Origin of the sequence: Luteimonas vadosa (genome assembly GCF_039543545.1) — a bacterium.
In the GTDB taxonomy this organism is placed as follows: Bacteria; Pseudomonadota; Gammaproteobacteria; order Xanthomonadales; family Xanthomonadaceae; genus Luteimonas; species Luteimonas vadosa.
The window spans coordinates 278,835-302,025 of the sequence record NZ_BAABJY010000002.1 but is presented as its reverse complement, the minus strand read 5'-3'; the positions used below and the strand labels follow the sequence as shown (position 1 = coordinate 302,025).

Annotated in this window: 19 protein-coding genes, 1 pseudogene and 2 riboswitches; of the genes and pseudogenes, 13 read left to right on the top strand and 7 right to left on the bottom strand. The window is 69.3% G+C overall.

What is annotated here, in order from left to right; genetic code table 11:
* Positions 1-103 precede the first annotated feature (103 nt).
* Both mfd and ABD970_RS07225 read left to right on the top strand, forming a co-directional pair.
* Positions 104-3,619 carry a transcription-repair coupling factor gene (gene mfd, locus ABD970_RS07230; protein WP_345294838.1) on the top strand — a complete coding sequence of 1,172 codons (3,516 nt, stop codon included), beginning with the start codon at positions 104-106 and terminating at the stop codon, positions 3,617-3,619.
* 61 nt (positions 3,620-3,680) lie between these two features.
* Positions 3,681-4,565: an EamA family transporter gene (locus ABD970_RS07225; RefSeq protein WP_345294837.1), complete on the top strand. Its 885-nt coding sequence runs from the start codon at positions 3,681-3,683 to the stop codon at positions 4,563-4,565.
* Between the two features lie 9 nt (positions 4,566-4,574).
* Here the strand turns inward: ABD970_RS07225 and ABD970_RS07220 are convergent, their stop codons facing one another.
* The 5 genes and pseudogenes from ABD970_RS07220 to ABD970_RS07200 all read right to left on the bottom strand — a co-directional run.
* On the bottom strand, positions 4,575-5,246 hold the full coding sequence (locus tag ABD970_RS07220; RefSeq protein ID WP_345294836.1) for a DNA-3-methyladenine glycosylase family protein: 672 nt from the start codon (positions 5,244-5,246) through the stop codon (positions 4,575-4,577).
* The gene (locus tag ABD970_RS07215; RefSeq protein ID WP_345294835.1) at positions 5,246-5,656 is read right to left on the bottom strand and encodes a DUF423 domain-containing protein; all 411 of its coding nucleotides are present in this window, start codon (positions 5,654-5,656) and stop codon (positions 5,246-5,248) included. Before ABD970_RS07215 ends, ABD970_RS07220 begins: the two co-directional genes overlap by 1 nt.
* A 49-nt stretch (positions 5,657-5,705) precedes the next feature.
* Entirely contained in the window at positions 5,706-6,851 is a 1,146-nt protein-coding gene (locus ABD970_RS07210) for a polyketide cyclase (RefSeq protein ID WP_345294834.1), read from the bottom strand.
* Between the two features lie 284 nt (positions 6,852-7,135).
* Positions 7,136-7,804 carry a response regulator gene (locus ABD970_RS07205; RefSeq protein ID WP_345294833.1) on the bottom strand — a complete coding sequence of 223 codons (669 nt, stop codon included), beginning with the start codon at positions 7,802-7,804 and terminating at the stop codon, positions 7,136-7,138.
* A 122-nt stretch (positions 7,805-7,926) separates the two neighbouring features.
* Positions 7,927-9,111 (bottom strand): annotated as a pseudogene (locus ABD970_RS07200) (sensor histidine kinase); the annotation flags it as partial.
* A gap of 213 nt (positions 9,112-9,324) precedes the next feature.
* Between ABD970_RS07200 and ABD970_RS07195 the strand changes: the two are divergent.
* From ABD970_RS07195 to ABD970_RS07155, 9 genes are all read left to right on the top strand, one after another.
* Positions 9,325-9,933: a GNAT family N-acetyltransferase gene (locus ABD970_RS07195; RefSeq protein ID WP_345294832.1), complete on the top strand. Its 609-nt coding sequence runs from the start codon at positions 9,325-9,327 to the stop codon at positions 9,931-9,933.
* 11 nt (positions 9,934-9,944) lie between these two features.
* Positions 9,945-10,760: a septum site-determining protein MinC gene (gene minC / locus ABD970_RS07190; RefSeq protein ID WP_345294831.1), complete on the top strand. Its 816-nt coding sequence runs from the start codon at positions 9,945-9,947 to the stop codon at positions 10,758-10,760.
* Between the two features lie 126 nt (positions 10,761-10,886).
* Positions 10,887-11,696, top strand: a complete 810-nt coding sequence (gene minD / locus ABD970_RS07185) for a septum site-determining protein MinD (protein WP_345294830.1) — start codon at positions 10,887-10,889, stop codon at positions 11,694-11,696.
* Positions 11,697-11,699: 3 nt separating this feature from the next.
* Positions 11,700-11,963, top strand: a complete 264-nt coding sequence (gene minE / locus ABD970_RS07180) for a cell division topological specificity factor MinE (protein ID WP_345294829.1) — start codon at positions 11,700-11,702, stop codon at positions 11,961-11,963.
* A gap of 107 nt (positions 11,964-12,070) precedes the next feature.
* Positions 12,071-12,544, top strand: a complete 474-nt coding sequence (locus ABD970_RS07175) for a hypothetical protein (protein WP_345294828.1) — start codon at positions 12,071-12,073, stop codon at positions 12,542-12,544.
* 88 nt (positions 12,545-12,632) lie between these two features.
* Complete coding sequence (locus ABD970_RS07170) at positions 12,633-14,687, top strand: M2 family metallopeptidase (RefSeq protein ID WP_345294827.1); 2,055 nt, start codon at positions 12,633-12,635, stop codon at positions 14,685-14,687.
* Positions 14,688-15,075: 388 nt separating this feature from the next.
* On the top strand, positions 15,076-15,447 hold the full coding sequence (locus ABD970_RS07165; protein WP_345294826.1) for a response regulator: 372 nt from the start codon (positions 15,076-15,078) through the stop codon (positions 15,445-15,447).
* A complete protein-coding gene (locus tag ABD970_RS07160) occupies positions 15,444-16,112 on the top strand; it encodes a sensor histidine kinase (RefSeq protein WP_345294825.1) in 669 nt (222 codons plus the stop codon). The genes ABD970_RS07165 and ABD970_RS07160 overlap by 4 nt, the downstream gene beginning before the upstream one ends.
* A gap of 29 nt (positions 16,113-16,141) precedes the next feature.
* Entirely contained in the window at positions 16,142-17,257 is a 1,116-nt protein-coding gene (locus ABD970_RS07155) for an aromatic ring-hydroxylating oxygenase subunit alpha (protein ID WP_345294824.1), read from the top strand.
* On the opposite strand, the gene ABD970_RS07150 is transcribed toward ABD970_RS07155, so the two are convergent.
* Both ABD970_RS07150 and ABD970_RS07145 read right to left on the bottom strand, forming a co-directional pair.
* On the bottom strand, positions 17,254-18,471 hold the full coding sequence (locus ABD970_RS07150) for a multidrug effflux MFS transporter (RefSeq protein ID WP_345295669.1): 1,218 nt from the start codon (positions 18,469-18,471) through the stop codon (positions 17,254-17,256). The genes ABD970_RS07155 and ABD970_RS07150 overlap by 4 nt on opposite strands.
* Before the next feature lie 34 nt (positions 18,472-18,505).
* Positions 18,506-19,267, bottom strand: coding sequence for a hypothetical protein (locus tag ABD970_RS07145; RefSeq protein WP_345294823.1), 762 nt, complete (start codon positions 19,265-19,267; stop codon positions 18,506-18,508).
* Positions 19,268-19,320: 53 nt separating this feature from the next.
* Positions 19,321-19,419: riboswitch (glycine riboswitch) on the top strand.
* A 17-nt stretch (positions 19,420-19,436) separates the two neighbouring features.
* A riboswitch (glycine riboswitch) is annotated at positions 19,437-19,569 on the top strand.
* 42 nt (positions 19,570-19,611) lie between these two features.
* Here ABD970_RS07145 and gcvP point away from each other — a divergent pair.
* Both gcvP and ABD970_RS07135 read left to right on the top strand, forming a co-directional pair.
* Positions 19,612-22,512: an aminomethyl-transferring glycine dehydrogenase gene (gene gcvP, locus ABD970_RS07140; protein ID WP_345294822.1), complete on the top strand. Its 2,901-nt coding sequence runs from the start codon at positions 19,612-19,614 to the stop codon at positions 22,510-22,512.
* A 136-nt stretch (positions 22,513-22,648) separates the two neighbouring features.
* Entirely contained in the window at positions 22,649-23,170 is a 522-nt protein-coding gene (locus ABD970_RS07135) for a hemerythrin domain-containing protein (RefSeq protein WP_345294821.1), read from the top strand.
* Positions 23,171-23,191 lie beyond the last annotated feature (21 nt).

The following is a 23,191-nucleotide window of genomic DNA, read 5'->3' as shown; positions in this document are numbered from 1 at the left end:
CGGGACGTGCCCGGCCTGGGGGAAGCGGGAGCGCTGGCAGGGTTGATCACGCTGGCCAGGCCAGCCGGCCGCGACGCGGGCATCGGCTAAAATCGGCGGTTCGATGTCTTCCCCCCACTCCACCCCCCCACCGCTGCCGCAGGCCGGTCGCCCGCGTGCGTACTGGCGCCTGCCCGCGAGCGTGTCCGCGTACGCATGGATGGTGCTGCGTGCCGCCGAGGCGCACGACGGTCCGCTCCTGGCCATCGCCCGCGACAACCACGGCGCCCACCAGCTGGAATCGGATCTGCGCACGCTGGCCGGTGGCGACGCCGGATTACCGGTCCTGCCGTTCCCGGATTGGGAAACCCTGCCGTACGACCAGTTCAGCCCGCATCCGGACATCGTCTCCCGGAGACTGGCCACCCTGCATCGCCTGCCCACCCTGCGACGCGGCGTCGTCGTGGTGCCGGTGCAGACGCTCATGCAACGGCTGGCGCCGCTGTCGTACGTGATCGGCAATACCTTCGACGTGCGCACGGGGCAACGCCTGGACATGGATGCCGAGAAGCGCCGGCTGGAGTCGGCCGGCTACCGCAACGTGCCGCAGGTATTCGACCCCGGCGATTTCGCGGTCCGGGGCGGTTTGCTGGACGTGTTTCCGATGGGCGCCGACGCGCCGTACCGGGTGGAGCTGTTCGACGACGCCATCGACACGATCCGCGCATTCGACCCCGAAACGCAGCGCTCCCTGGACAAGGTCGAGGCCGTGCGCCTGCTGCCAGGCCGCGAGATCCCGCTCGACGAGGCCGGCATCGAACGCGCCATGTCCGCGCTGCGCGAGCGTTTCGACATCGATACCCGCCGCAGCGCCCTGTACCAGGACCTCAAGGCCGGGGCGGCGCCGGCGGGCATCGAGTACTACCTGCCGCTGTTCTTCGATGCATCGCGCAAGGGCGGAACCGCGACCCTGCTGGACTACATGGATGCATCCACCTTGCCGGTGGTCGGCGATGGAGCACTGTCCGCGTCAGACCAGTTCTGGAAGCAGACCGGCGAACGCCACGAGCAGCGCCGCCACGACATCGAGCGACCGATCCTGCCCCCCGACATGCTGTGGATGCCGCCCGATGCGTTGCGGGAGCGGCTCAACGAGGGTCGGCGCATCGAGGTCTGCGGCCCGGAGCATCCCCGCTACGCCGATGCCCAGCCGCTCGGCGACCAGCCCGCTCCGGATCTCCCGATCGCGGCCCGTGACGCCGCACCGGCGGCCGCACTGAAGTCCTTCCTTGCCGCGTATCCGGGCCGCGCGCTGGTCGCCGCAGATTCCGCCGGCCGCCGCGAGGCGCTGCTGGAAGTATTGCGGGCTGCCGAGCTGTCCCCGCAAGTCGTCGAAGCCTGGTCGGACTTCCTCCCGGCGCCCGCGTCGGGCGACGCGCCGCGATTCGCCATCGGCGTCGCCCCGCTCGAGGACGGGTTCGCGCTCGATACCCCGCAGGTCACCGTGCTCACCGAGCGCCAATTGTTCCCCGAGCGCGCGTTGCAGCCGCGGCGACGCAAGCGGGCGGGCCGGGAACCCGAGGCGATCATCCGCGACCTCGGCGAGCTCTCCGAGGGTGCGCCGATCGTGCACGAGGACCACGGCGTGGGCCGCTACCGGGGCCTGGTGACGCTGGAGGCCGGCGGCGAAACCGGCGAATACCTGGACATCGAATACGCCAAGGGCGACCGGCTGTACGTGCCCGTCGCCCAGCTGCACCTGGTCAGCCGGTACTCCGGTGCGTCGCCGGAGACCGCGCCCTTGCACTCGCTGGGTGGCGAGCAATGGACCAAGGCCAAGCGCAAGGCCGCCGAAAAAGTCCGCGACGTCGCCGCCGAGCTGCTGGAAATCCAGGCCAAGCGCCAGGCCCGCGCCGGGCTGGCGATCGACGTCGACCGCAGCCTCTACGAGCCTTTCGCCGCCACCTTCCCGTTCGAGGAAACGCCGGACCAGCACACGGCGATCGAAGCCGTGCTCCACGACCTGCAGTCCTCGCAGCCGATGGACCGCGTGGTCTGCGGCGACGTGGGGTTCGGCAAGACCGAAGTGGCGGTGCGCGCGGCCTTCGCCGTCGCCACCGCCGGCAAGCAGGTGGCCGTGCTGGTGCCCACCACCCTGCTGGCCGAACAGCACTACCGGACGATGGCCGACCGGTTCGCGGACTGGCCGATCCGCGTGGAGGTGCTGTCGCGCTTCAAGACGCCCAAGGAGATCAAGGCCGAGATCGCGCGCATCGCCGACGGCACGCTGGACGTGATCGTCGGCACGCACCGCCTGCTGCAGAAGGACGTGCGCTTCAAGGACCTCGGGCTGGTCATCGTCGACGAGGAACAACGCTTCGGCGTGCGCCAGAAGGAGGCGCTGAAGGCCCTGCGCGCGAACGTGCACCTGCTCACCCTGACCGCCACGCCGATCCCGCGCACGCTCAACATGGCCATGGCCGGCCTGCGCGACCTCGCGATCATCGCCACGCCGCCGGCCCACCGGCTGGCGGTGCAGACCTTTGTCGTGCCCTGGGACGATGCCTTGTTGCGGGAAGCGTTCCAGCGCGAACTGGCGCGCGGCGGCCAGGTCTACTTCCTGCACAACGACGTCGAAAGCATCGGCCGCATGCAACGGCAACTGGAGGCGCTGGTCCCGGAGGCGCGCATCGGCGTCGCACACGGGCAGATGCCCGAGCGCGAGCTGGAACGGGTGATGCTCGACTTCCACAAGCAGCGCTTCAACGTCCTGCTGTGCACGACCATCATCGAATCCGGCATCGACATCCCCAACGCGAACACCATCATCATGAATCGCGCCGACCGGTTCGGCCTGGCGCAGATGCACCAGCTGCGCGGGCGCGTCGGCCGCTCGCACCATCGCGCCTACGCCTACCTGGTGGTGCCCGACAAGCGCTCGATCACCAGCGACGCCCGCAAGCGGCTCGATGCGATCGCGGCGATGGACGAGCTGGGCGCGGGCTTCACCCTGGCCACCCACGACCTCGAGATCCGTGGAGCAGGCGAACTGCTGGGCGAGGACCAGAGCGGGCAGATGGCCGAGGTGGGGTTCAGCCTCTACACCGAGCTGCTCGAGCGCGCGGTGCGCTCGATCAAGCGTGGCGAGCTCCCCGACCTGGACGCCGCGCACGACCACGGTGCCGACGTGGTGCTGCACGTGCCCGCGCTGATTCCAGAGGATTACCTGCCCGACGTGCACACCCGCCTGACCTTGTACAAGCGGATCAGCTCCGCCCGCTCGCCCGACGAACTCCGCGAGCTGCAGGTGGAGATGATCGATCGTTTCGGCCTGCTGCCCGAGGCCGCCAAGCACCTCTTCCAGACCGCGGAGCTGAAGCTGCAGGCCACGGCGCTGGGAATCCGCAAGCTCGACCTCGGTCCCAACGGCGGGCGGGTGCAGTTCGTCGAGAAGCCGGACGTCGATCCGATGGCCGTCATCCGGATGATCCAGGGACAACCGAAGCATTACCGGATGGACGGCCCGGACAAACTCCGGGTCACCCTCGACCTGCCGGAACCCGGCGACCGCTTCAATGCGGCGCGCGGCTTGCTGATCGCGCTGCAGCCATCGTCCGGGGCCCACGTCCGGGCATCGTGATCCGGATGGCGGATGCCGCCCGCGTCGCATGCCGACCCCGATGCGACAATCGGCGCAGCCCATGAATGCCTCGCACGCCAGCCTCGATGGCAGGACGGCCTCCCTCGCAAGCCTGGCCATGCTCGCGTTCGCGGGCAACTCGCTGTTGTGTCGTGCGGCGCTGGCCGGCACTGCAATGGACGCCGCGGGCTTCACGGTGGTCCGCCTCGCCTCGGGGGCGCTCGTGCTTTGGGTGCTGCTCCGGATGCGGCATTCGGCCTCCACGGGCGGGGGCGGCGGCAACTGGCCGTCGGCCATTGCGCTGTTCGCGTACGCCGCGGCGTTCTCGTTCGCCTACGTGCAGCTGTCCGCCGCCACCGGCGCCTTGCTGCTGTTCGGCGCGGTGCAGGCGACGATGATCGGTGCCGGGATGGCGCGGGGCGAGCGTTTCCGGGCGATCCAGTTGGCGGGCTTCGCGTTAGCGCTCGTCGGGCTGGCCGCCCTGCTGTTGCCAGGGGCCACGGCCCCACCGCTCGATGGCGCGCTGACCATGGTCGGCGCGGGCATCGCCTGGGGCGCCTATTCCCTGCGGGGAGGGCGGGCGCTGGATCCCCTCGGCGAAACCGCAGGCAACTTCCTGCGGACATTGCCGTTCGCGGCCCTTCTGGCGCTGGCCGCTTCCGGGAGCCTGTCCTTGGATCCCTCGGGAATCGCTCTCGCCGCCGCTTCGGGCGCGCTCGCCTCGGGGCTGGGTTACGCGGTGTGGTACGCGGTGCTTCCGCGGCTGTCCGCATTGCGGGCTTCGATCCTCCAGCTCAGCGTGCCGGTGCTGACCGCGCTCGGCGGGGTCGCCTTGCTGGCCGAAGTGCTCAGCCTTCGCCTGGTGGCCTGTTCGGCCGCGGTCCTCGGCGGCGTGCTGCTGGTGGTCCTGAGCGGCTCGCGGATGCGGGCCGCGCAGGCGCCCTGAAGGCCGAGGTCAATCCTGCGACCGGCTGGCGGTCGTGCCGGCCGCCGCCGCATCCGCGATCCGCCACAGGTACAAGCTGGCGTAGGTGCGATATGGCCCCCAGCGCTCGCCGCGCTCGACCAGCGCGCGCGGCTTGGGCAGCACGTCGAGCCGGTCGACCGCCTGCAGCCCCTTGCGGATGCCCAGGTCATCGACCGGAAGCACGTCGGGGCGGCCCAACCGGAACATCAGCATCATCTCGACTGTCCACCGGCCGATGCCACGGATCGGCACCAGGGCCTCGATAATGGCGTCCTGGCCCATGGCCGACATCCGGCGCGGATCGGGAATCTCGCCGGCGGCTTCGCGTTGCGCGAGGTCGCGCAGTGCCCTGGCCTTGTTGCCTGACACGCCACAGGCACGCAGTCCGGCGTCGTCAACCCGGCCGAGGGTGTCGCCATGGAAGCGGGTGCTGCCGATCGCGGCTTCGACGCGCCCGACGATGGTCGCCGCGGCCTTGCCGCTGAGCTGCTGGTAGAGGATCGCGCGCGCCAGTGCATCGACCGGATCGAAGGACTTGCGCCAACGCGGGTCCGGCGCGATGGGCCCGATGCGTTTCATCCAGGCGCCGAGCTTGCGGTCGGCACGGGCCAGGTGCGTGTAGGCGGCCTCGGTATCGAATCCCCGCCTGAACCGTGGCATCAGCTCCTCCAGGCTTCGATGGCGTGCAACAACCAACCCAGGGCAAGCAACGCGCCACTCACGGGCGCGAGGCGTGGGGCGATCCCGGCCAGGTCCGCGAGCGCGATGGAGCCGGCGAACAGGAGCGTGCCGAGCAGCAACACTCCAAGCGCCAGCAGCCCGAGCCGGCGCCCCGGCCGGGGCGCGAGCACGACGAGCGCGACGCCATGCACCAGGGCGAGCACGGCGGCCAACTGCAGCGTGTCGCGTTGCGCATCGCCGGCCCCATGCGCCGCGTATGCGGCCAAGGCGATCGACAAGGCGGCAACCGCCGCGCCCGCCGAGCCCAGCGCGCGTCGCGCAACCTCGCGCCGTTCGGGATCCGGCACCCGGCTCACCGACTCCGCATGGCACAAAGCGAAACGCCGCATCCATGGATGCGGCGTTCCTGGCAACACGACGGTGCTTGCCGGTCGCTGCTTATTGCTTCGGTCCCTTGATCGTCCAGTAGACCTCGTACTCGCCCTCGGCGGTGAAGGCCTTGTCGATGCCGTTCTCGTACACCTCGTAGGGACGGTCCGTGACCTCGTACCCCTGGGTCACCGCCCAGGCGCGCAATGCATTGCGCACGTTGTCCAGCTCCGCCATGAATCCGGTGTACTCCGCCTTCGCGGCACGCGTCGGGGGCACCTGCGTATAGACCACGGGGCCCAGCAGCTCCAGGCCTTCCAGCGGCTCGTCGGCAGACGCCAGCGCTTGCGGGGCCGGCTCATCGCCATCGTCGCCGGCATCATCGGCAGCGGCCTCGCCGGTGCCGCGGCGGCGTACCGGCTGGGCGACGTCGAAGGTGTAGTTCTCGCGGCCCAGTTCGGTGGAAACGATGCGCATCGGGCCGGCGGCGACGAGGCCGTTGGCGTCCAGGGTGCGCTTGATCCACTCCATGTTGGACTTCATCGATTCCTTGATCTTCTCGTTGTTGCGCTCGACCGCGCCCGCCGGGACCACCAGCAGGTGCTCGGCCGGGCGGTCGACGGCCGCCAATCCGGTCAGCTTGCTGCCCTCGACGCGGTAGTCGACGTTCGGCACCGTCGCCAGCATGTTTGTCAGGCGGCCAAGGCTGCGCTCCATCGAGTCGCCAACGTTGCGGGCCACGTACAGCCCCGAATAGCGGCCGAGCAGGTCCCAGCCGTAGTCGACGCGGTACTTCTGCGTGATCTGCACGTTGCGTCCGCTGCGGCCGGTGGGCTCCAGCAGGATCTCGTAACGCTTGTTGTCGCCGCGATGGCTGTTGCGGACGTCATAGACGATGCGCTCGTTGGGGACGCTCTCGACGATCTCCCAGCTGCCGCTGCCGACCTGCGGGTTGTCCGAGCTGTAGTCCAGTCGCGCGCCGACGCCGGATTCGGGACCGGAGAGCTCGAACGTCATGTTCGGGTCGTACAGCGCCAGGTCGTGCCAATCGTCGAAGCGGCGCATGCTGTTCAGGGTGTCGTAGACGATCGTCATCTTGCGGTTCGTCTCGACCGTTTCGGTCAGCGTGCGGCTTGACGGCAGTACCGCACCGACGATCAGGAACAGCACGGCGACGATCGCCATGGAAATCAGGAGTTCGAGCAGACGGGTCATTCAGGATTCTCCGGGACCGGGGCCGGCCGTGGCCGGGGCGCAGACCGGCAATCGTAGCAAGTTGCGCCTTGGCGGGCGAGCCGCACCGCGCGAGCCGGAGGGATGGCGGGAACGGACGCGCGGCGGCGCCCGGTGAACGCCGGGCAAAAGCGGAACGCCGGGTCCCGGCAATCCCCCATCTGCGACGGCCCGGCGCGGGCTGCCCTGGGCCAGCGGCGAGGACGACGACCCAGGATGGCACCCTGCCCCGGGAGGGTCCGGTCGAGGGCCGGGCGCAACCGCCCCTAGACCAGCTTCAGTTCGAAGGCCTTGAGCACCGCGCGGGTGCGGTCGCGAACCCCCAGCTTGCTGAGGATGTTGGACACGTGGTTCTTGATCGTGCCCTCCGCCACGCCCAGTGAATTGGCGATCTCCTTGTTCGAGAACCCGGACGCCATCAGCCGCAGGATCTCCGTCTCGCGGTCGGTCAGCGGATCGGGGCGATCCAGGCTGACGAAGTCGTTGCGCATGTGCTCCAGGCCCGAAAGCAGCCGCTGCGTCACCGCCGGCTGCACCAGGGACCCGCCCTCTGAAACGGTGCGGATGGCACCCACCAGCTGGTCCAGCGACACGTCCTTGAGCAGGTAGCCCTTCGCCCCGGCCTTGAGCCCGGCCAGCACCAGCTGGTCGTCGTCGAACGTGGTGAGGATGATCGTGGGCGGCAACTGGCCCGTCCGGGACAGGGCCTGCAGTGCCTCCAGCCCGGACATCACCGGCATGCGCATGTCCATGAGCACGACGTCCGGCCCCAGCTCCGGGATCAGGTCGACCGCCTGCTTGCCGTCGCTGGCCTCGCCCACCACCTCGATGCCGCCATCGAGCGCCAGCAGCGACCGGATGCCCTGCCGCACGAGGTTCTGGTCGTCGACCAGGCAGACTCGGATCTTGGCGCTGTTCTTGCCTTCGCTGGTCATTTGCTTGAAGTCTCCTGGGCCACGTGGGCCGCGGTGTGGACGGTGCGCGGAGCCGGGCTGCCCCCCTCATTGTGGTCGGAGCAGGGCGCTCCGGAGCCACGTTCGGCCGGCGGCTCGCCCGTGGCGGGCGCGAGGGACTCTTCCAGCGGCAGGCAAAGCCTCAGCGCGAAACCTTCTCCCGGCCGGGTCTCGACCTCGAGCGAACCGCCATAGTCGGCCAAGCGCTCGCGCATCCCGCGCAGGCCGTTGCCGGCGGTCGCCGACTCTGCGCCGCGGCCATCGTCGCGGGCGTGCACCCGGATCGCGTCGCGGCTGGCGACGAAATCCAGTCGCAGGCGCTGCGCCTGGGCATGGCGCACGGCGTTTGTGATGATTTCCTGCGTGCAGCGCAACAGGACGTGGGCGCGCTCGGGGTCGGTCATCAGGAACGGATCCGGCAACCCCAGGTCGATCCGCAACCCGGGTACGCGTTCGGTGAGGGGCTGCAAGGTGGCGGCCATGTCGATGGCGTCGTCGTCGCGGATCTGGCTGACGGCCTCGCGCACGTCGCTGAGCAGCAGCTTGGCGAGCGTGTGCGCCTGGCCGACATGCTGCTTCGCCTGGCCGCTGGCCAGGTGGCTCGCGACCTCCAGGTTCAGGCTCAGCGCGGTCAGGTGGTGGCCGAGCAGGTCGTGGAGCTCCCGCGAGATCCGCGTGCGTTCGTTGACGCGCACGCTCTCGGCCAGCAGCGCCCGGGTGGCGCGCAGCTCGGTATTGAGCCGGCGCTGCTCGTCGCGTGCCTGGGCCTGCTGCCGGGCGACCAGGCTGGTGACGAACACGAAGCCGGTGAAGCCGACGTACAGGACGGACTGCATCACCGCCTCCGGCCAGGACATGTCGAGCCAGCGCACGTACACCGGCACCACCACCAGTTCGCTGACCACCAGCCAGGCCACGCCCACCCACAGTGGCAACAGCCAGGGGAGGACGCATGCGACCACCATCAGCAGGATGCTGCCCAGTCCGCTGCCGCTGAAGTAACTCAGCGCGATCGCGCTGCCCGTCAGCCAGACCAGCAGTGTGTAGTCCAGGAGGGTGACGCGGCGCCCGCCAAGGTCGCGCGTCAGCCAGGCGTAGCTGAACCCGAAGGTCGCATACGCCATCCACGCCTGCCAACCGATGCGGGCGGCGAGCACCGGATCCTCGCCCGGCAAGCCCGCGTACTCGACCGGCTGCATCGAAAGCATCAGCAGCGGCAGGCCGATGACGCCCCAGGTGAACAGCCCGGCGTAGCGCAGCAGCCGATTGTGGTCGAGGAGCGCAAGCATCCCCGCAGTGTAGGCGCAAAGCCGCGCCCCCGACCCCTCCGGAAGTCATGCCCCGGGGGCCGTGCCGGTCGCCCTGCCGCGGCGCGGCATGCGATAATCGCCCACGGCCGAACGATCCGGCTGCGCGGATGCCGTCCGTTCCGGATCGTCCGGCCCAACCCCTGTCTGCAAGCGCTGCAAGGCGTCCCACTGGCTGACTGAATGGAGTCTGGAATGTCGATTGCTGTCCGCGACGTGCGCGAGCACGAGCTGGATTCCGTCCTTGCCCTCAACAACGCCGCCGGACCCGCCATCCTGCCGCTCGACAGCACCCGTCTCCGCCGTTTCTACGCCAACGCCGAATACTTCCGGGTCGCGGAGCGCGACGGCGGCCTGGTCGGGTTCCTGGTCGGATTCGGCAGCGACGGCGACCACGACAGCAGCAACTTCCGCTGGTTCCGCGAGCACCTCGACCGTTTCTTCTACATCGACCGCATCGTCGTCGCCAGCCGGCGGCGCGGGGGCGGCGTCGGCCGCGCCTTCTACGCCGACGTGCAGAGCTATGCCGAGTTGCGCTACCCCGTGCTGGCCTGCGAGGTGTTCACCGAACACGACAGCGACCCGGCCCGGCTGTTCCACGGCAGCTTCGGGTTCACCGAGGTCGGCCAGCACGTGATGCCCGCCACCGATCAGGCGCAAGGCGTGCGCGCCTCGATGCTGACGAAGGAGTTGTGCAGCTACGACTGGGTGCGCGAGCACTACGGCGAGGCATTGCCCGAAGCCAGCTGGTTACCGCAGCCCCGGCAGCAGGACCGGCATTCGGCCACGGGTCCGGGGGCGTGAGTCCTGCGCGCGTGGCCTCGTCAGTCGACTACGAGCCGGCCGGCGAACTCAAGATCGGCCAGGTCGGGATCGCCAACCTTCGCGTGCGCACCCTGGATGTCGCCCGATTGGGCGAGGAGATGCGCGATCGCGTCTCGCGCGCGCCCAAGCTGTTCGAGCGTGCCGCGGTCATCGTCGATTTCGGCGGGCTCGCCGCCACGCCCGACGCCGCGACGGCTCGCGACCTCCTCGATGCGCTCCGGAGCGCAGGGGTGCTTCCCGTCGCGTTGGCCTACGGCAGCAGCGAGAACGAGAAGCTCGCCGTCGCACTGGGGCTACCGCTGCTCTCCAAGTTCCGTGCGCAGTACGAATCCGCCTCCCCCGTTTCCGCCGCGGCACCCGCGGAAGCGGCGGAGCCCCAGGCCGATGCCATCGCGGCCTCGACTGCCCCCCGGAGCGAGACGGCGACCGCAAGCGCCACCGAGGTCGCGAAGGGCGGCGGCGAACCCGGGCTGATGCAGGCCGCGCCGGTGCGTTCGGGCCAGCAGGTCTATGCCGAGAACCGCGACCTCACCGTGCTCGCCTCCGTCGGGGCCGGCGCCGAGGTCATCGCCGATGGCTCCATCCACATCTACGGTCCGCTGCGGGGACGCGCGCTCGCCGGCGCGCAGGGCAACGAGAAGGCGCGCATCTTCTGCCGCGCCTTCCATGCCGAACTGGTCGCGGTCGCCGGGCATTACAAGGTGCTCGAGGACATCCCCAAGGAGTTGCGCGGCAAGCCGGTGCAGGTCTGGCTGGAGCACGACGAGCTCAAGCTCGCCACACTCGATGGCCCGCCGGCGCCATGACTGGCATCCTGAGTCCCGCCATCTCCGTCCGCGCGGCTTCCGGCCGCGCCCTTGCAGCAACCCCACCCCGTCCGTGTGCACGACAGCGGCACGGGAAACAACGGCGTCATCTTGGAGGATTAGAACTTGGCTGAATTCATCGTGGTCACCTCTGGCAAGGGCGGCGTCGGCAAGACCACCACCAGCGCCAGCCTGGCGTGCGGCCTCGCGCGCCGCGGCAAGAAGGTCGCGGTCATCGACTTCGACGTGGGGCTGCGCAACCTCGACCTGATCATGGGCTGCGAGCGCCGCGTGGTGTACGACTTCGTGAACGTCACCCAGGGCGAGGCCACGCTGAAACAGGCGCTGATCAAGGACAAGCGCTTCGACACCCTCTTCGTGCTGGCCGCGTCGCAGACCCGCGACAAGGACGCGCTCAGCAAGGAAGGCGTGCAGAAGGTGCTCGACGATCTCGCCGAGGACGGCTTCGACTACGTGGTCTGCGATTCTCCCGCCGGCATCGAGAAGGGCGCCTTCCTGGCCATGTACTTCGCCGACCAGGCGGTGGTGGTGGTGAACCCGGAGGTGTCCAGCGTGCGCGACTCCGACCGCATCCTCGGCCTGCTCGACTCCAAGACCCGGAAGGCCGAGGCCGGCGAATCACTGAAGGCCAACCTGCTGCTGACCCGCTACAACCCGCAGCGGGTGGCGAGCGGGGAGATGCTGTCGGTGGTCGACGTCGAGGAAGTGCTCGGCTTGAAGACGATCGGCGTCATCCCGGAGTCCGGCGACGTGCTCAATGCCTCAAACAAGGGCGAGCCGGTGATCCTCGACCTCGAATCCCCCGCCGGACAGGCCTACGACGATGCCGTCGCCCGGTTGATGGGGGAGGAGCGCCCGATGCGCTTCACCCAGGTCGAGAAGAAGGGATTCTTCAACAAGCTCTTCGGGGGTTGAGGCATGGGACTGTTCGATTTCCTCAAGACCAAGAAGAACACCGCCTCGATCGCCAAGGAGCGATTGCGCATCATCGTGGCCCAGGAGCGCAGCTCCCGCGGCGCCCCGGACTACCTGCCCCTGCTGCAGCGGGAACTGCTCGAGGTGATCCGCAAGTACGTCAGCGTCGACGTCGATGCGGTCAAGGTCGACCTGGCCAAGGACGGGGACCACGACGTGCTCGACATCTCCGTCTGCCTGCCCGACGCGCGCGAGTCGGCGGCCTAGCGACCTCCGGGCGACGACGCGATGCACCACCGTTCGGGCCGGCAGTGACGGCCGGATCGATCCCCCACACGGCGGCCGGGTTCGCGCCCGACCCGCTCCCCGCAGGCATGTTGCTGGCGCGGGATGCCGACGCCGACGCCCTCGATGCGCTACTCGCCCGGTACGGCCTGCGCCTGGCGATGGTCCCCGACGGTGCCCCGATCCCCGGCAGCTATTGGGGCGAACCCGAGGCCGGGCTGGTCGGCAATACCGTCCACGCACGAGGCGATACGCCGCTGCATTCGTTGCTGCACGAGGCCGCGCACCTGGTCGTCCTGCCCGCCGACCGCCGTGCGACCGTGCATACGGACGCCACCGACTCGATCGAGGAAGAGGATGCCGCCTGCCTGCTGCAGGTGCTGCTGGGAGAGGCGCTGCCCGGGGTCGGGAAAGCGCGGATCCTGGCCGACATGGACGCCTGGGGCTACACCTTCCGACTCGGTTCGGCGCGGGCGTATTTCGAACACGACGCCGACGAGGCCTGGCAATGGTTGGCCGATCGGGGAATCGTGACCGAAGGACGCAAGCTGCGGGAGCCCTAGGCAGACCCCGCCTCCCGCACTTGCGGCCACGGCGCCTCCGGCCTAGCCTGCCCCTCCCCGCCCCAGTGCGCCCGTACAGGATTGCCCCGTGACCCTACGCCATGCCGTTCTCGCCGTCGCCGTGGTGGCGACGCTGTCGCTCCCGGCCTGCAAGCGCGAGCCCACGCAGGATACCGCTGCCCCCGGCGGCATGTCGCAGGCCGACCTCGACAAGGAGACCGCGGACGAATTCATCGCCCGCGTCAACGCGGAATTCCGCGAGATGTACCCGGAGCTGACCGCGTCGCAATGGCTTGCCTCGACCTATATCACCGACGACAGCCAGCTGCTGTCGGCGAAGGGCAACGAACGCTGGCTGACGCAGCTCAACCAGTGGATCGAGCAGGCGCGGCGCTTCGAGGGCCAGGAGATGTCGCCCGAGACGGCGCGCGCGATCATGCTGCTGAAGCTGGGCACCTCGATGCCGCCGCCCCGCGACCCGGCGAAGCTCGCGGAGTTGACCAGGATCGCGACCAAGATGGAGGGCATGTACGGTTCGGGCGCGTACTGCAAGGTCAAGGGCGACTCGAAGAGCTGCCGCGAACTGGGCGAACTCTCCGAGGTGCTGGCCGACCCGAACGCCAGCTACGAGGAACAGCTCGACGCCTGGCAGGGCTGGCACACCATCTCGGTCCCGATGCGCAAGGACTACACCAGCTTCGTCAGCCTAGTGAACGAAGGCGCGCGCGACTTGGGTTTCGCCGACGCCGGCGAGATCTGGCGCGCCGGCTACGACATGCCGCCGGCGGAGATCGCCGCCGAGACCGACCGGCTCTGGGGCCAGGTCAAGCCGCTGTACGAGCAGTTGCATTGCTACGCCCGCACCAAGCTGGACGCCAAGTACCCGGGCAAGGGATCGGTCAATGGCCTCCTGCCCGCGCACCTGATGGGCAACATGTGGCAGCAGGATTGGGGCAACCTCTGGCCGATCCTCCAGCCCTACCCCAACGCCGGCGACCTCGACGTGGGCAGCGCCCTGGAACGCCAGTACCAGGCCGGTCTCAACGACCTGATGGTCCGGGAGAACGCGCTGATCGACACCGACCGCAGGGTCGAGATCGCGCGCCAGGCGCAGCTCGACAGCGCCAAGGCGATGACCGAGCGCGCCCAGGATTTCTACACCTCGCTGGGCATGCCCAAGCTTCCAGACAGTTACTGGGAGAAGACGCAGTTCATCAAGCCGCGCGACCGGGACGTGGTCTGCCACGCCAGCGCCTGGGACATGAACCTGGCCGGCGACGTGCGCACCAAGATGTGCATCAAGCCCAACGAGGAAGACTTCTTCACCATCTACCACGAGCTGGGCCACGTCTATTACTACCTGGCCTACAACAAGCTGCCACCGCTGTTCCAGGGCGGCGCACACGACGGATTCCACGAGGCGATCGGCGACACCGTCGAACTGGCGATGACGCCCGATTACCTGCATTCCATCGGACTCGTGGGGGCGCAGGAACAGGGCAACGACGCGCTGATCAACTCGCAGATGCGCATGGCGCTGGCGAAGGTCGCGTTCCTGCCGTTCGGCCTGATGATCGACCGCTGGCGCTGGGGCGTGTTCGACGGCAGCATCACCGCCGCCAACTACAACCAGGCCTGGTGGGACCTGAAGGCGAAGTACCAGGGCGTCGCGCCCGTCACCCCGCGCGGCGAGGACTTCTTCGACGCGGGCGCCAAGTACCACGTGCCCGGGAACACGCCCTACACCCGCTACTTCCTGTCGCACGTGCTGCAGTTCCAGTTCTACAAGGCCCTGTGCGACGCGGCCGGGTACAACGGCCCGCTCTACCAGTGCAGCTTCTACGGCAACAAGGCCGCGGGCGACAAGTTCTGGGCGATGCTGTCCAAGGGCAACAGCCAGCCGTGGCAAAAGACGATGAAGGAACTGACCGGCGGCGAGAAGATGGACGCAAGCGCGGTGCTCGAGTACTTCTCGCCGCTGCAGGAGTGGCTGAAACAGCAGAACGAGGGCAAGACCTGCGGTTGGCAGGCCGCCGCGGCGGGGAGCAAGCGAAACCCGTCGGCACCGGCCGCGCCCCGCACTGCCCCGCCGCCAGGCACGCCATCGACCGCAGCCCGGAAGAGCGCGCCGGTCGCAATCTGATCACGAACGCCCCCGGGCCGGCGTGGCGGCCCGGGGCAGCGTGGCGTCTGCAACCTCCACCCTTGCTCCACCGGCGGATGTGATGCGCGGGTGAACGCCGCCCTCACGATTGAGTCCGTATGTTGCCGGGGAATACTGGCCGGCCCGGGGGCGCTGGATGGCGACACGGCAGACGACAGGATCCGCGCCACGCACGAGCGTCCGCGCCACGCGTGTCGGACCGGGGGAGGTCGAACGCGCCGGACTCGGCACCGGTCCCGTCTTTCGCATCCGACTTTCAGGGTCCCGTCGCGACGGTCCGGGGCAGGTTGCGTCGAGGCAGTCCCCTGCCGTTGCCGCGTCCGGCCCCGGGGACGGTCCCGGCCTGGCGAGCCGCACCCGGGTCCTGGTGGTCGACGACAACCGCGACGCGGCCGACACGCTGGCGATGATGGTGCGGATGCTGGGTCACGACGTCGCCCAGGTCTACGACCCGCTGCTGGTCGAGAAGGAAATCGAGCGCTTCGCGCCCGCCGTGGTGTTCCTCGACGTCGGCATGCCGGGGCGCAGCGGCTACGACATCGCCACCAGCCTGCGCCGCGATGGCAATGCGCCTGCGCTGATCCTGGTGGCCGTCACAGGCTGGGGGCAGCCGGAGGACCGCGCGCGCACGCGCGCTGCGGGATTCGACGAGCACCTGGTCAAGCCGCCGCAGCTCGAGGCCATCCGCCGCATCTGCGCCGACGCCGCGACCGCCGGCATGCAGGCGACGGCCCCGTGAGCGCCAACCGCTCCAGGCACTGGATGCACCGGCTCGCCCATGACCTGCGCGGACCGCTGTCGCCGATGCAGGTCGCGATCTACCTGCTCCGCGACGAATCGCTCGCGCAAGGGGAACGGAACGAGCTGTTCGCCGTGCTCGAACGCCAGATCGCGCGACTGGACGGCATGATCCACGAGATCAGCGATCTTGGCCGCGCCGAGCAGGGACGCATGCTGACACGCCTGGAACCGCTCGACCTCCAGCTGCTCATCGAACACCTCTCCTCGCAGCTGGAAGCGAACCCGCCGGAGATCACCTACGCACCCGATGCCGGTGCCATCGAGCTGGAAGGCGACGCGGTCCGGCTCGGGCAACTGCTCAAGTCGCTGCTCGGGCTGCGCACGTCGCGCACGCAACAGGCGCCCGTCCGCGCGCACGTCGACTGGGCGGCCCCGGACCGCATGCGGATGCACTGCACCATCACCAGCCCGGGCGCGCAGGCGGACTTCGCCGAAGCCTTGCTTGCCGGCCCCCACCCCGAACCCCCGGACGAAGGCCTCGGCCTTGGCCTCATGATCGCCTCCGCGATCGCGGAGGCCCACGGCGGCCGCCTGGACGCGGGGGACGGGACCGACGAATCGATCGAGTTCGTGCTGGAGTTGCCCGCGCGACCCGCCAGTTGAATCGACCGGCCATGGGCGATACTCGCCCCATGGACCGCAACGCCACCGGCCTCCATCCCCGATCGTTGGCCCCGCAGCCCGCTTGCCGCGCCACCGCCCTGCCCGCGCGCTTCTACGTGGACCCGGGGGTGGCGGCGCTGGACCGCCGCGCGATCTTCGACCGCTCTTGGCACCTGGTCGCGCACGCCTGCCAGCTGGCAGCGGTTGGCGACCATGTCGTGGCGGACCTCGCTGGCCTGCCGGTGCTCGCCGTCCGCGGCCAGGACGGCGCGATCCGCGTGCTGCACAACGTCTGCCGCCATCGCGCCGGACCGATCGCCACCTGCGACGGCAAGGGGGCCAAGGCCCTGCGCTGCCGCTACCACGGCTGGACCTATGGCCTGGACGGGGTGCTCCGCTCCGCGCCGGAGATGGCGGGTGCGGAAGACTTCGACCTCGCCTCCGTGCGCCTGCCCGCACTGCAGGTGCGCGTGTGGCAGGGGCTGGTGTTCGCCGGCAGCGAGCACGCAGGCGATTTCGATGCGCTCGTGGCCGGGATCGACGCGCGCGTGGGCGACGATCGCGACCTTGCCGGCTACGGCCACCACCAAAGGATCGGTTACGACATCGCCTGCCACTGGAAGGTCTACGTGGACAATTTCCTCGAGGGCTACCACCTGCCGCACGTGCATCCCAAGCTCAACCGCCTGCTCGACTACCGCAGCTACCGGACCGAGCTGTCCGACTGGCACTCCCTGCAGTGGAGTCCGCTGGAAAGCGGCGACTCGCTATACGGCAGTGGCGACGCGCTCTACTACTGGCTGTGGCCCAACACCATGCTCAACATCCTGCCCGGGCGCCTGCAGACCAACCGCGTCATCCCGCTGGGCGGGGACCGGTGCCGGGTGGAATTCGACTTCTACTACCGCGACGACGACGGCAGCGCCGCGCGCGCCAGGCGCGACGCCGACCGCGAGTTCAGCGACTTGGTGCAGCGCGAGGACCTGGCCATCTGCGAGGACGTGCAGCGCGGGCTGGCGTCGGGATCCTACGAGGCCGGTCGGCTGAACCCGACGCGCGAGACCGGCGTGCACCACTTCCACGAACTCGTCAGGGGCGCGTACCGCGCGGAGGTCGACCGCGGGACGCCGGTCACGCTGCCCTAGACATGCTCGGTCGGCCCGGGAAGCCCAGGCCGCAGCGGACCCTGGGGCAGGTAGCGCGTCCGTGCCTTCTCCCAGGACCAGAACGCCCAGGCCACCAGGGTGAAACAGGCACCAGCGACGGCGAGCAGCAGCCCGTCGTGGCTGAGCAGCGGCGACAGCACGCCGGCGACGACCGCATTGACCACCAGGCTGGTGAAGGCCTGCAGCGACGACGCCGCGCCGCGCTGGCGCGGGTACATGTCGAGGATGGCCAGGGTCAGGATCGGGAACACCAACGCGACACCGAAGGCGGTCAGCGTCATCGGCAGCACGGCCCAGGGCAACGAGGGTGCTTCGGCCAAGGCGTTGTAGGCGATGTTGGCCACGGCCGCCGCGCCACAGCATGCGAAGCCGATGCCGACCTGCCGGACCGCCCCCAACCGGCCCGCCGCCCGGCCCGAGGCGAACGATCCCAGCATCATCCCGCCGATCATCGGCACGAAGAACCAGCCGAACTGGCGTTCGTTGAGGCGCAGCAGGTCCAGCACGAACGCCGGTGCCGAGGCGATGTACAGGAACAACCCGGCGAAATTGAACGCACCGCACGCCGCCAGCCGCTGGAAGCGTGGATTGCGGAAGATCGCCAGGTAGTTGCGGAGCAGCAGGCGCGGCGAGAGCGACGCGCGCGCTGCGGGCGGGTAGGTTTCCGGCAGCCAGGCGAACGTCGCCGCCAGCAGCGCCAGCGAGAACGCCACCAGGAACCAGTAGATCGCCGGCCACTGCGCCCAGCCCAGGATCCAGCCGCCGATGATGGGCGCGATCGCCGGCGCAATGCCGAAGATCATCATCACCTGGCTCATCAGGCGCTGCGCGTCGTCGCCGTCGAAGAGGTCGCGGATCACCGCGCGGCCCACGATCAGCCCCACCCCGGCCGACAGGCCTTGCAAGGCCCGGAACGCCAGCATCGTCGTCATGTCCCTCGACATCGCGCAGCCCACCGACGCCAGCGCGAAGACGAACAACCCCACCAGGATCACCTTGCGCCGTCCGACCGCGTCGGACACCGGCCCGTGCACCAGGCTCATCAGCGCATACGCGATCAGGTAGACGCTGATGGTCTGCTGCATCGCCAGCTTGTCAGCCCCGAGGCTGGCGCCCATCTGCGGGAAGGCCGGGAAGATCGTGTCGATCGAGAACGGCCCGAACATCGCCAGGCCGCCCAGCAACAGCGCCAGGCGACCCACCGCCTGCGGCCGGGGCTGCGCCGCGTCACTCACCCCGTCCAGCCTCCGGATCGTATCGGCGCCTCGGCAGCACCTCGATGCGCCCGAGTTCGCCCTGCGCGATCACCTCGGTGCGTCCGTTGGCGGGCCAGTAGAGGAACGTGTAACCACTGCTCGTCCCCAGCAGCCGGGCCTGGCCCACCAGCGGCCGCGACTCGCCGGACAGCATGAGCCGGATGGGCTGCCCGCCACCGGCGAGGAGGGCATCGGCCTTGTCCCGGGCATGGGACTGGATCAGGGCTCCGCTCCCGAACACCAGCGCGATCGCCAAGGTGGTGCCGGGCGAGAGCTCGTACCACTTGCGATCGATGAAGGGACTGCCCCACTTCGGGAATACCAGGCGGCCCCACCAGTGCCGTCGAAAGCCGCGCACCGCTTCGGGACGGCGCGATTCGTACACCGTGGGCAGGTAGGACAGTCCCAGCGCGGCCAGCAACGCACCCAGGGACACGATGCTGACCGGGTCGCGCAGGCCTGCGATCAGGAAGTCGCTGAACTGGAAATACTGGACCACCGGGATCCCGAAGCTGCGGTAGAACCAGTAGCTCGACCAGATGCCGATCAACGCCGACCCGAGGTAGGCAACGCCGACCAGCAAGGCAGGATGGTGCAGCAGCAGGTCCAGCGCACGCGGAAACCATTGGTCCGCCTGCCCGGCCGCATGGCTTGCCGATTGGATTTCGCGGGGCAAAGACCCGGCGGCTGGCGCGGAAAGAGGCGCATCGATGTCAGGGGCGGGATGGTCCATGGCGTCAGGATACGGAATCCTCCGGCCGCGGCGCCGGGCTATAATCCCTTCCGAACCATGTGGTGGGAGAAGCGGACGAGCCTCCAGGGGCCCGCACCGCTGCCGAAGGCGCAACGCCCGTAATCGCTCAGGCCCGTGACCGCCGCATGTGGGGCAATGGATGCCCCGACACTCTGGAGAGACCGGCCTTGCCCCCTGGGCACGCGCCGGCGCCGAAGGGGCAAGAAGCGTTCGCAGGGGCGGTCACCTCCCCCACCGCCCGCGCGGTGCGCTTCCAAACTCTCAGGCAAAAGGACAGAGGGGCGCCCATTCCGCGGCCTGGCCGCACCTGATCGGCGCCAATCATGACTTCCAAGCCCTCCCCGCACGCCTCCAGCCTGCTCGCGCTCGAGCACCATTCGGCCTTCGTCGAGCGCCATATCGGCCCCAACGACGACGAGATCGCGCAGATGCTGCGCGTGGTCGGCTTCGACTCGCTCGAGGCGATGACCGACGCGATCGTGCCCGGCAAGATCCGCTCCAGCGGACCGCTGGACCTGCCCGAAGCGGTCACCGAGGAGGAGGCGCTCGCCAAGATCCGCGCCATCGCCGACCGCAACACCGTGCATCGCAGCTTCATCGGCCAGGGCTATTACGGCACCCATACGCCGAAGGTCATCCTGCGCAACATCCTCGAGAATCCCGCCTGGTACACCGCGTACACGCCCTACCAGGCCGAGATCTCGCAGGGCCGCATGGAGGCGCTGATCAATTTCCAGACCATGGTCTCGGACCTGACCGGGATGGAGATCGCCAACGCGTCGTTGCTGGACGAGGCCACCGCCGCGGCCGAGGCCATGACCCTGGCCAAGCGTTCGGCGAAGTCGAAGTCCAACGTGTTCTTCGTCTCGCGCAACGTCCATCCGCAGACGCTGGAAGTGCTGCGCACGCGCGCAGACGGACTGGACATCGAGCTGCTGGTCGGCAACGACGCGGAGGCCGGCGAGGCCGACAGCTTCGGCGTGCTGCTGCAGTACCCGGATACCTTCGGCCGCATCGGCGACCACAAGGCGCTCGCGGACACCGTGCATGCCCGCGGCGCCGTGGTCGCGGTGGCGACCGACCTGCTCGCGCTGACGCTGATCCGCTCGCCTGGTGCCTGGGGCGCGGACATCGTCGTCGGCAACTCGCAGCGCTTCGGCGTGCCGTTCGGCTTCGGCGGCCCACACGCCGGGTTCATGGCCTGCCGCGACGCCTACAAGCGCAGCATGCCCGGGCGACTGATCGGCGTGTCGATCGATGCCGAAGGCAAGCCCGCCTACCGCCTGACCCTGCAGACGCGCGAACAGCACATCCGTCGCGAGAAGGCTACGTCCAACATCTGCACCGCCCAGGTGCTGCTGGCGGTCTTGGCCGGCATGTACGCCGTGTACCACGGGCCTGAAGGCCTGGTCCGCATCGCCCGCCGCACCCATCGCCTCGCGGCGCTCCTGGCCGCCGCGTTGCGCCAGGCCGGGATCGCCGTCGGCGACACCTTCTTCGACACCCTGCACGTCACCGGCATCGACGCCGCGGAGCTGCACGCGCGTGCCGACGATGCGGGCATCAACCTGCGCGCCATCGACGCCGGCAGCGTCGGCATCAGCCTGGACGAGACCACGACCCGCCACGACGTGGTCCAGCTCGCGGGCCTGTTCGGCGCGGAAATCGCCGACATCGATGCGCTGGACGCCGACACGCCGGACGCATTGCCGCCGGACCTGCTGCGCCGGGGCGACTTCCTCCGCCACCCGGTGTTCAACACCCACCACAGCGAGCACGAGCTGCTGCGCTACATGCGCCAGCTCGCCGACAAGGACCTTGCCCTGGATCGCACCATGATCCCGCTGGGCTCGTGCACCATGAAGCTCAACGGCACCGCGGAGATGATCCCGGTGACCTGGCCGGAGTTCGCCAACATCCATCCGCTCGCACCCGCCGCGCAGGCACGGGGCTACAAGGAACTGATCGACGGCCTCGAGGCGATGCTGGTGGAGATCACGGGCTACGACGCGGTCAGCCTGCAGCCGAACTCCGGCGCGCAGGGCGAGTTCGCCGGGCTGCTGGCGATCCGTGCCTACCATCGCTCGCGGGGCGAGGGCCACCGCGATATCTGCCTGATCCCCGAGTCCGCCCACGGCACCAACCCCGCGTCGGCGCAGATGTGCGGCATGACCGTGGTCGTCACCAAGTGCGACAAGAACGGCAACGTCGACGTCGAGGACATCCGTGAGAAGGCGGCGAAATTCAGCGACCGCCTGGCGGCGATCATGCTCACCTACCCCTCCACGCACGGCGTGTTCGAGGAAGACGTCGTCGCCATCTGCGAGGCCGTGCACGCCCACGGCGGGCAGGTCTATACCGATGGCGCCAACCTCAATGCGCTGGTCGGCGTGGCCAAGCCGGGCAAATGGGGTTCGGACGTCTCCCACCTCAACCTGCACAAGACCTTTTGCATCCCGCACGGCGGCGGTGGTCCCGGCGTGGGGCCCTGCGCGGTCAAGTCGCACCTGGCCCCGTTCCTGCCGCGCGTGCTCGGCGGCGATGGCGAGGTCGGGATGGTGTCGGCCGCGAGCTTCGGCTCCGCCAGCATCCTCCCCATCAGCTGGATGTACATCACCCTGATGGGTCGGGAGGGCCTGCGCAAGGCGACCCAGGTCGCCCTGCTCAATGCGAACTACATCTCGCGCAGGCTCGCCGAGCACTACGACACGCTGTACACCGGCCGCAACGACCTGGTCGCCCACGAGTGCATCCTGGACTTGCGCGGCATCAAGGACGCCACCGGCATTGGCGCCGAGGACGTGGCCAAGCGCCTGATCGACTTCGGCTTCCATGCGCCGACGCTCAGCTTCCCGGTCGCGGGCACGCTGATGGTCGAACCGACCGAGTCCGAATCGCTGCACGAGCTCGACCGATTCTGCGATGCCATGATCCAGATCCGCGACGAGATCCGCGCCATCGAGGACGGCAAGCTCGACCGCGAGGACAATCCGCTCAAGCACGCCCCGCATACCGCGGCCATGGTCTCGGCCAGCGAATGGACGCATGCCTATCCGCGCGAGCTCGCCGCCTTCCCGCTCGACGTGCTGCGCCAGCAGAAGTACTGGCCGCCGGTGGCGCGGGTGGACAACGTGCACGGCGACAAGAACGTGTTCTGCAGTTGCATCCCGATCGGCGAGTTCGAGGGCGAGATCGAGGCGTTCAGCGAGCCGGACGTGGTCTGACGCCTTCGCGCCTGGCGCCCGGCCCGCCGATGCGGGCGGCCGCCTGGATTCGCGCCTGCCTCCAGCGAACCGCTCACGTCCGCTTGATGGATCGTGCCGCAAGGTCGTCTCCCCCGACCAATGGAGCGGCACTGCGATGGCACGCGACATCCTCAAGACCCTGGCCTCCGAGCACGAAGAAGTACGGACCCTGTTCGAGGAGCTGAAGAAAACCACCGACCGCGCCGAAAAGACGCGCGCCAGGCTGCTGGACCAGATCGAAGCGACACTGCTGCCCCACGCGAAGTGGGAGGAACTGGTCTTCTATCCCGCGTTCAAGGAGCGCGCCGACCGGGACGGCCTGCAGGCCCACGCCGAGGCGGTGCAGGAGCACCGCGCCGTGGAGCACACCGTGCTCCCGGACCTGCATGCCGCCGGCATCGATACGCCGCAGTTCGCCGGGCGCGCCAAGGTGTTCGCCGAATTCGTCGACCACCACGCCAGGGAAGAGGAGAAGACCATGTTCAAGATGGCGCGCAAGCTGTTCTCCGGCGACGAGCGCGCCCTGCTGGACGAGCAGTACGAAGCCTGGAAGAAGTCCCCGGCCTGCGAGTCCGCGGTGGCCGCCGAGAAGGCTCGCGCCGGGCTGAAGGCGGCCGCACGATCCCTCCGATCCTGAGCCGTTCCACCGGCACGCAGG

Excerpts from the sequence above, each read along its gene's own strand:
- ABD970_RS07145 (WP_345294823.1), bottom strand. The coding sequence starts at position 19,267 with ATGGACCATCCCGCCCCTGACATCGATGCGCCTCTTTCCGCGCCAGCC.
- ABD970_RS07225 (WP_345294837.1), top strand. The coding sequence starts at position 3,681 with ATGAATGCCTCGCACGCCAGCCTCGATGGCAGGACGGCCTCCCTCGCA.
- ABD970_RS07155 (WP_345294824.1), top strand. The coding sequence starts at position 16,142 with ATGGACCGCAACGCCACCGGCCTCCATCCCCGATCGTTGGCCCCGCAG.
- ABD970_RS07210 (WP_345294834.1), bottom strand. The coding sequence starts at position 6,851 with ATGACCCGTCTGCTCGAACTCCTGATTTCCATGGCGATCGTCGCCGTG.
- ABD970_RS07205 (WP_345294833.1), bottom strand. The coding sequence starts at position 7,804 with ATGACCAGCGAAGGCAAGAACAGCGCCAAGATCCGAGTCTGCCTGGTC.
- gcvP (WP_345294822.1), top strand. The coding sequence starts at position 19,612 with ATGACTTCCAAGCCCTCCCCGCACGCCTCCAGCCTGCTCGCGCTCGAG.
- ABD970_RS07175 (WP_345294828.1), top strand. The coding sequence starts at position 12,071 with ATGTTGCTGGCGCGGGATGCCGACGCCGACGCCCTCGATGCGCTACTC.
- ABD970_RS07135 (WP_345294821.1), top strand. The coding sequence starts at position 22,649 with ATGGCACGCGACATCCTCAAGACCCTGGCCTCCGAGCACGAAGAAGTA.
- ABD970_RS07195 (WP_345294832.1), top strand. The coding sequence starts at position 9,325 with ATGTCGATTGCTGTCCGCGACGTGCGCGAGCACGAGCTGGATTCCGTC.
- ABD970_RS07215 (WP_345294835.1), bottom strand. The coding sequence starts at position 5,656 with ATGCGGCGTTTCGCTTTGTGCCATGCGGAGTCGGTGAGCCGGGTGCCG.
- ABD970_RS07220 (WP_345294836.1), bottom strand. The coding sequence starts at position 5,246 with ATGCCACGGTTCAGGCGGGGATTCGATACCGAGGCCGCCTACACGCAC.
- mfd (WP_345294838.1), top strand. The coding sequence starts at position 104 with ATGTCTTCCCCCCACTCCACCCCCCCACCGCTGCCGCAGGCCGGTCGC.
- minE (WP_345294829.1), top strand. The coding sequence starts at position 11,700 with ATGGGACTGTTCGATTTCCTCAAGACCAAGAAGAACACCGCCTCGATC.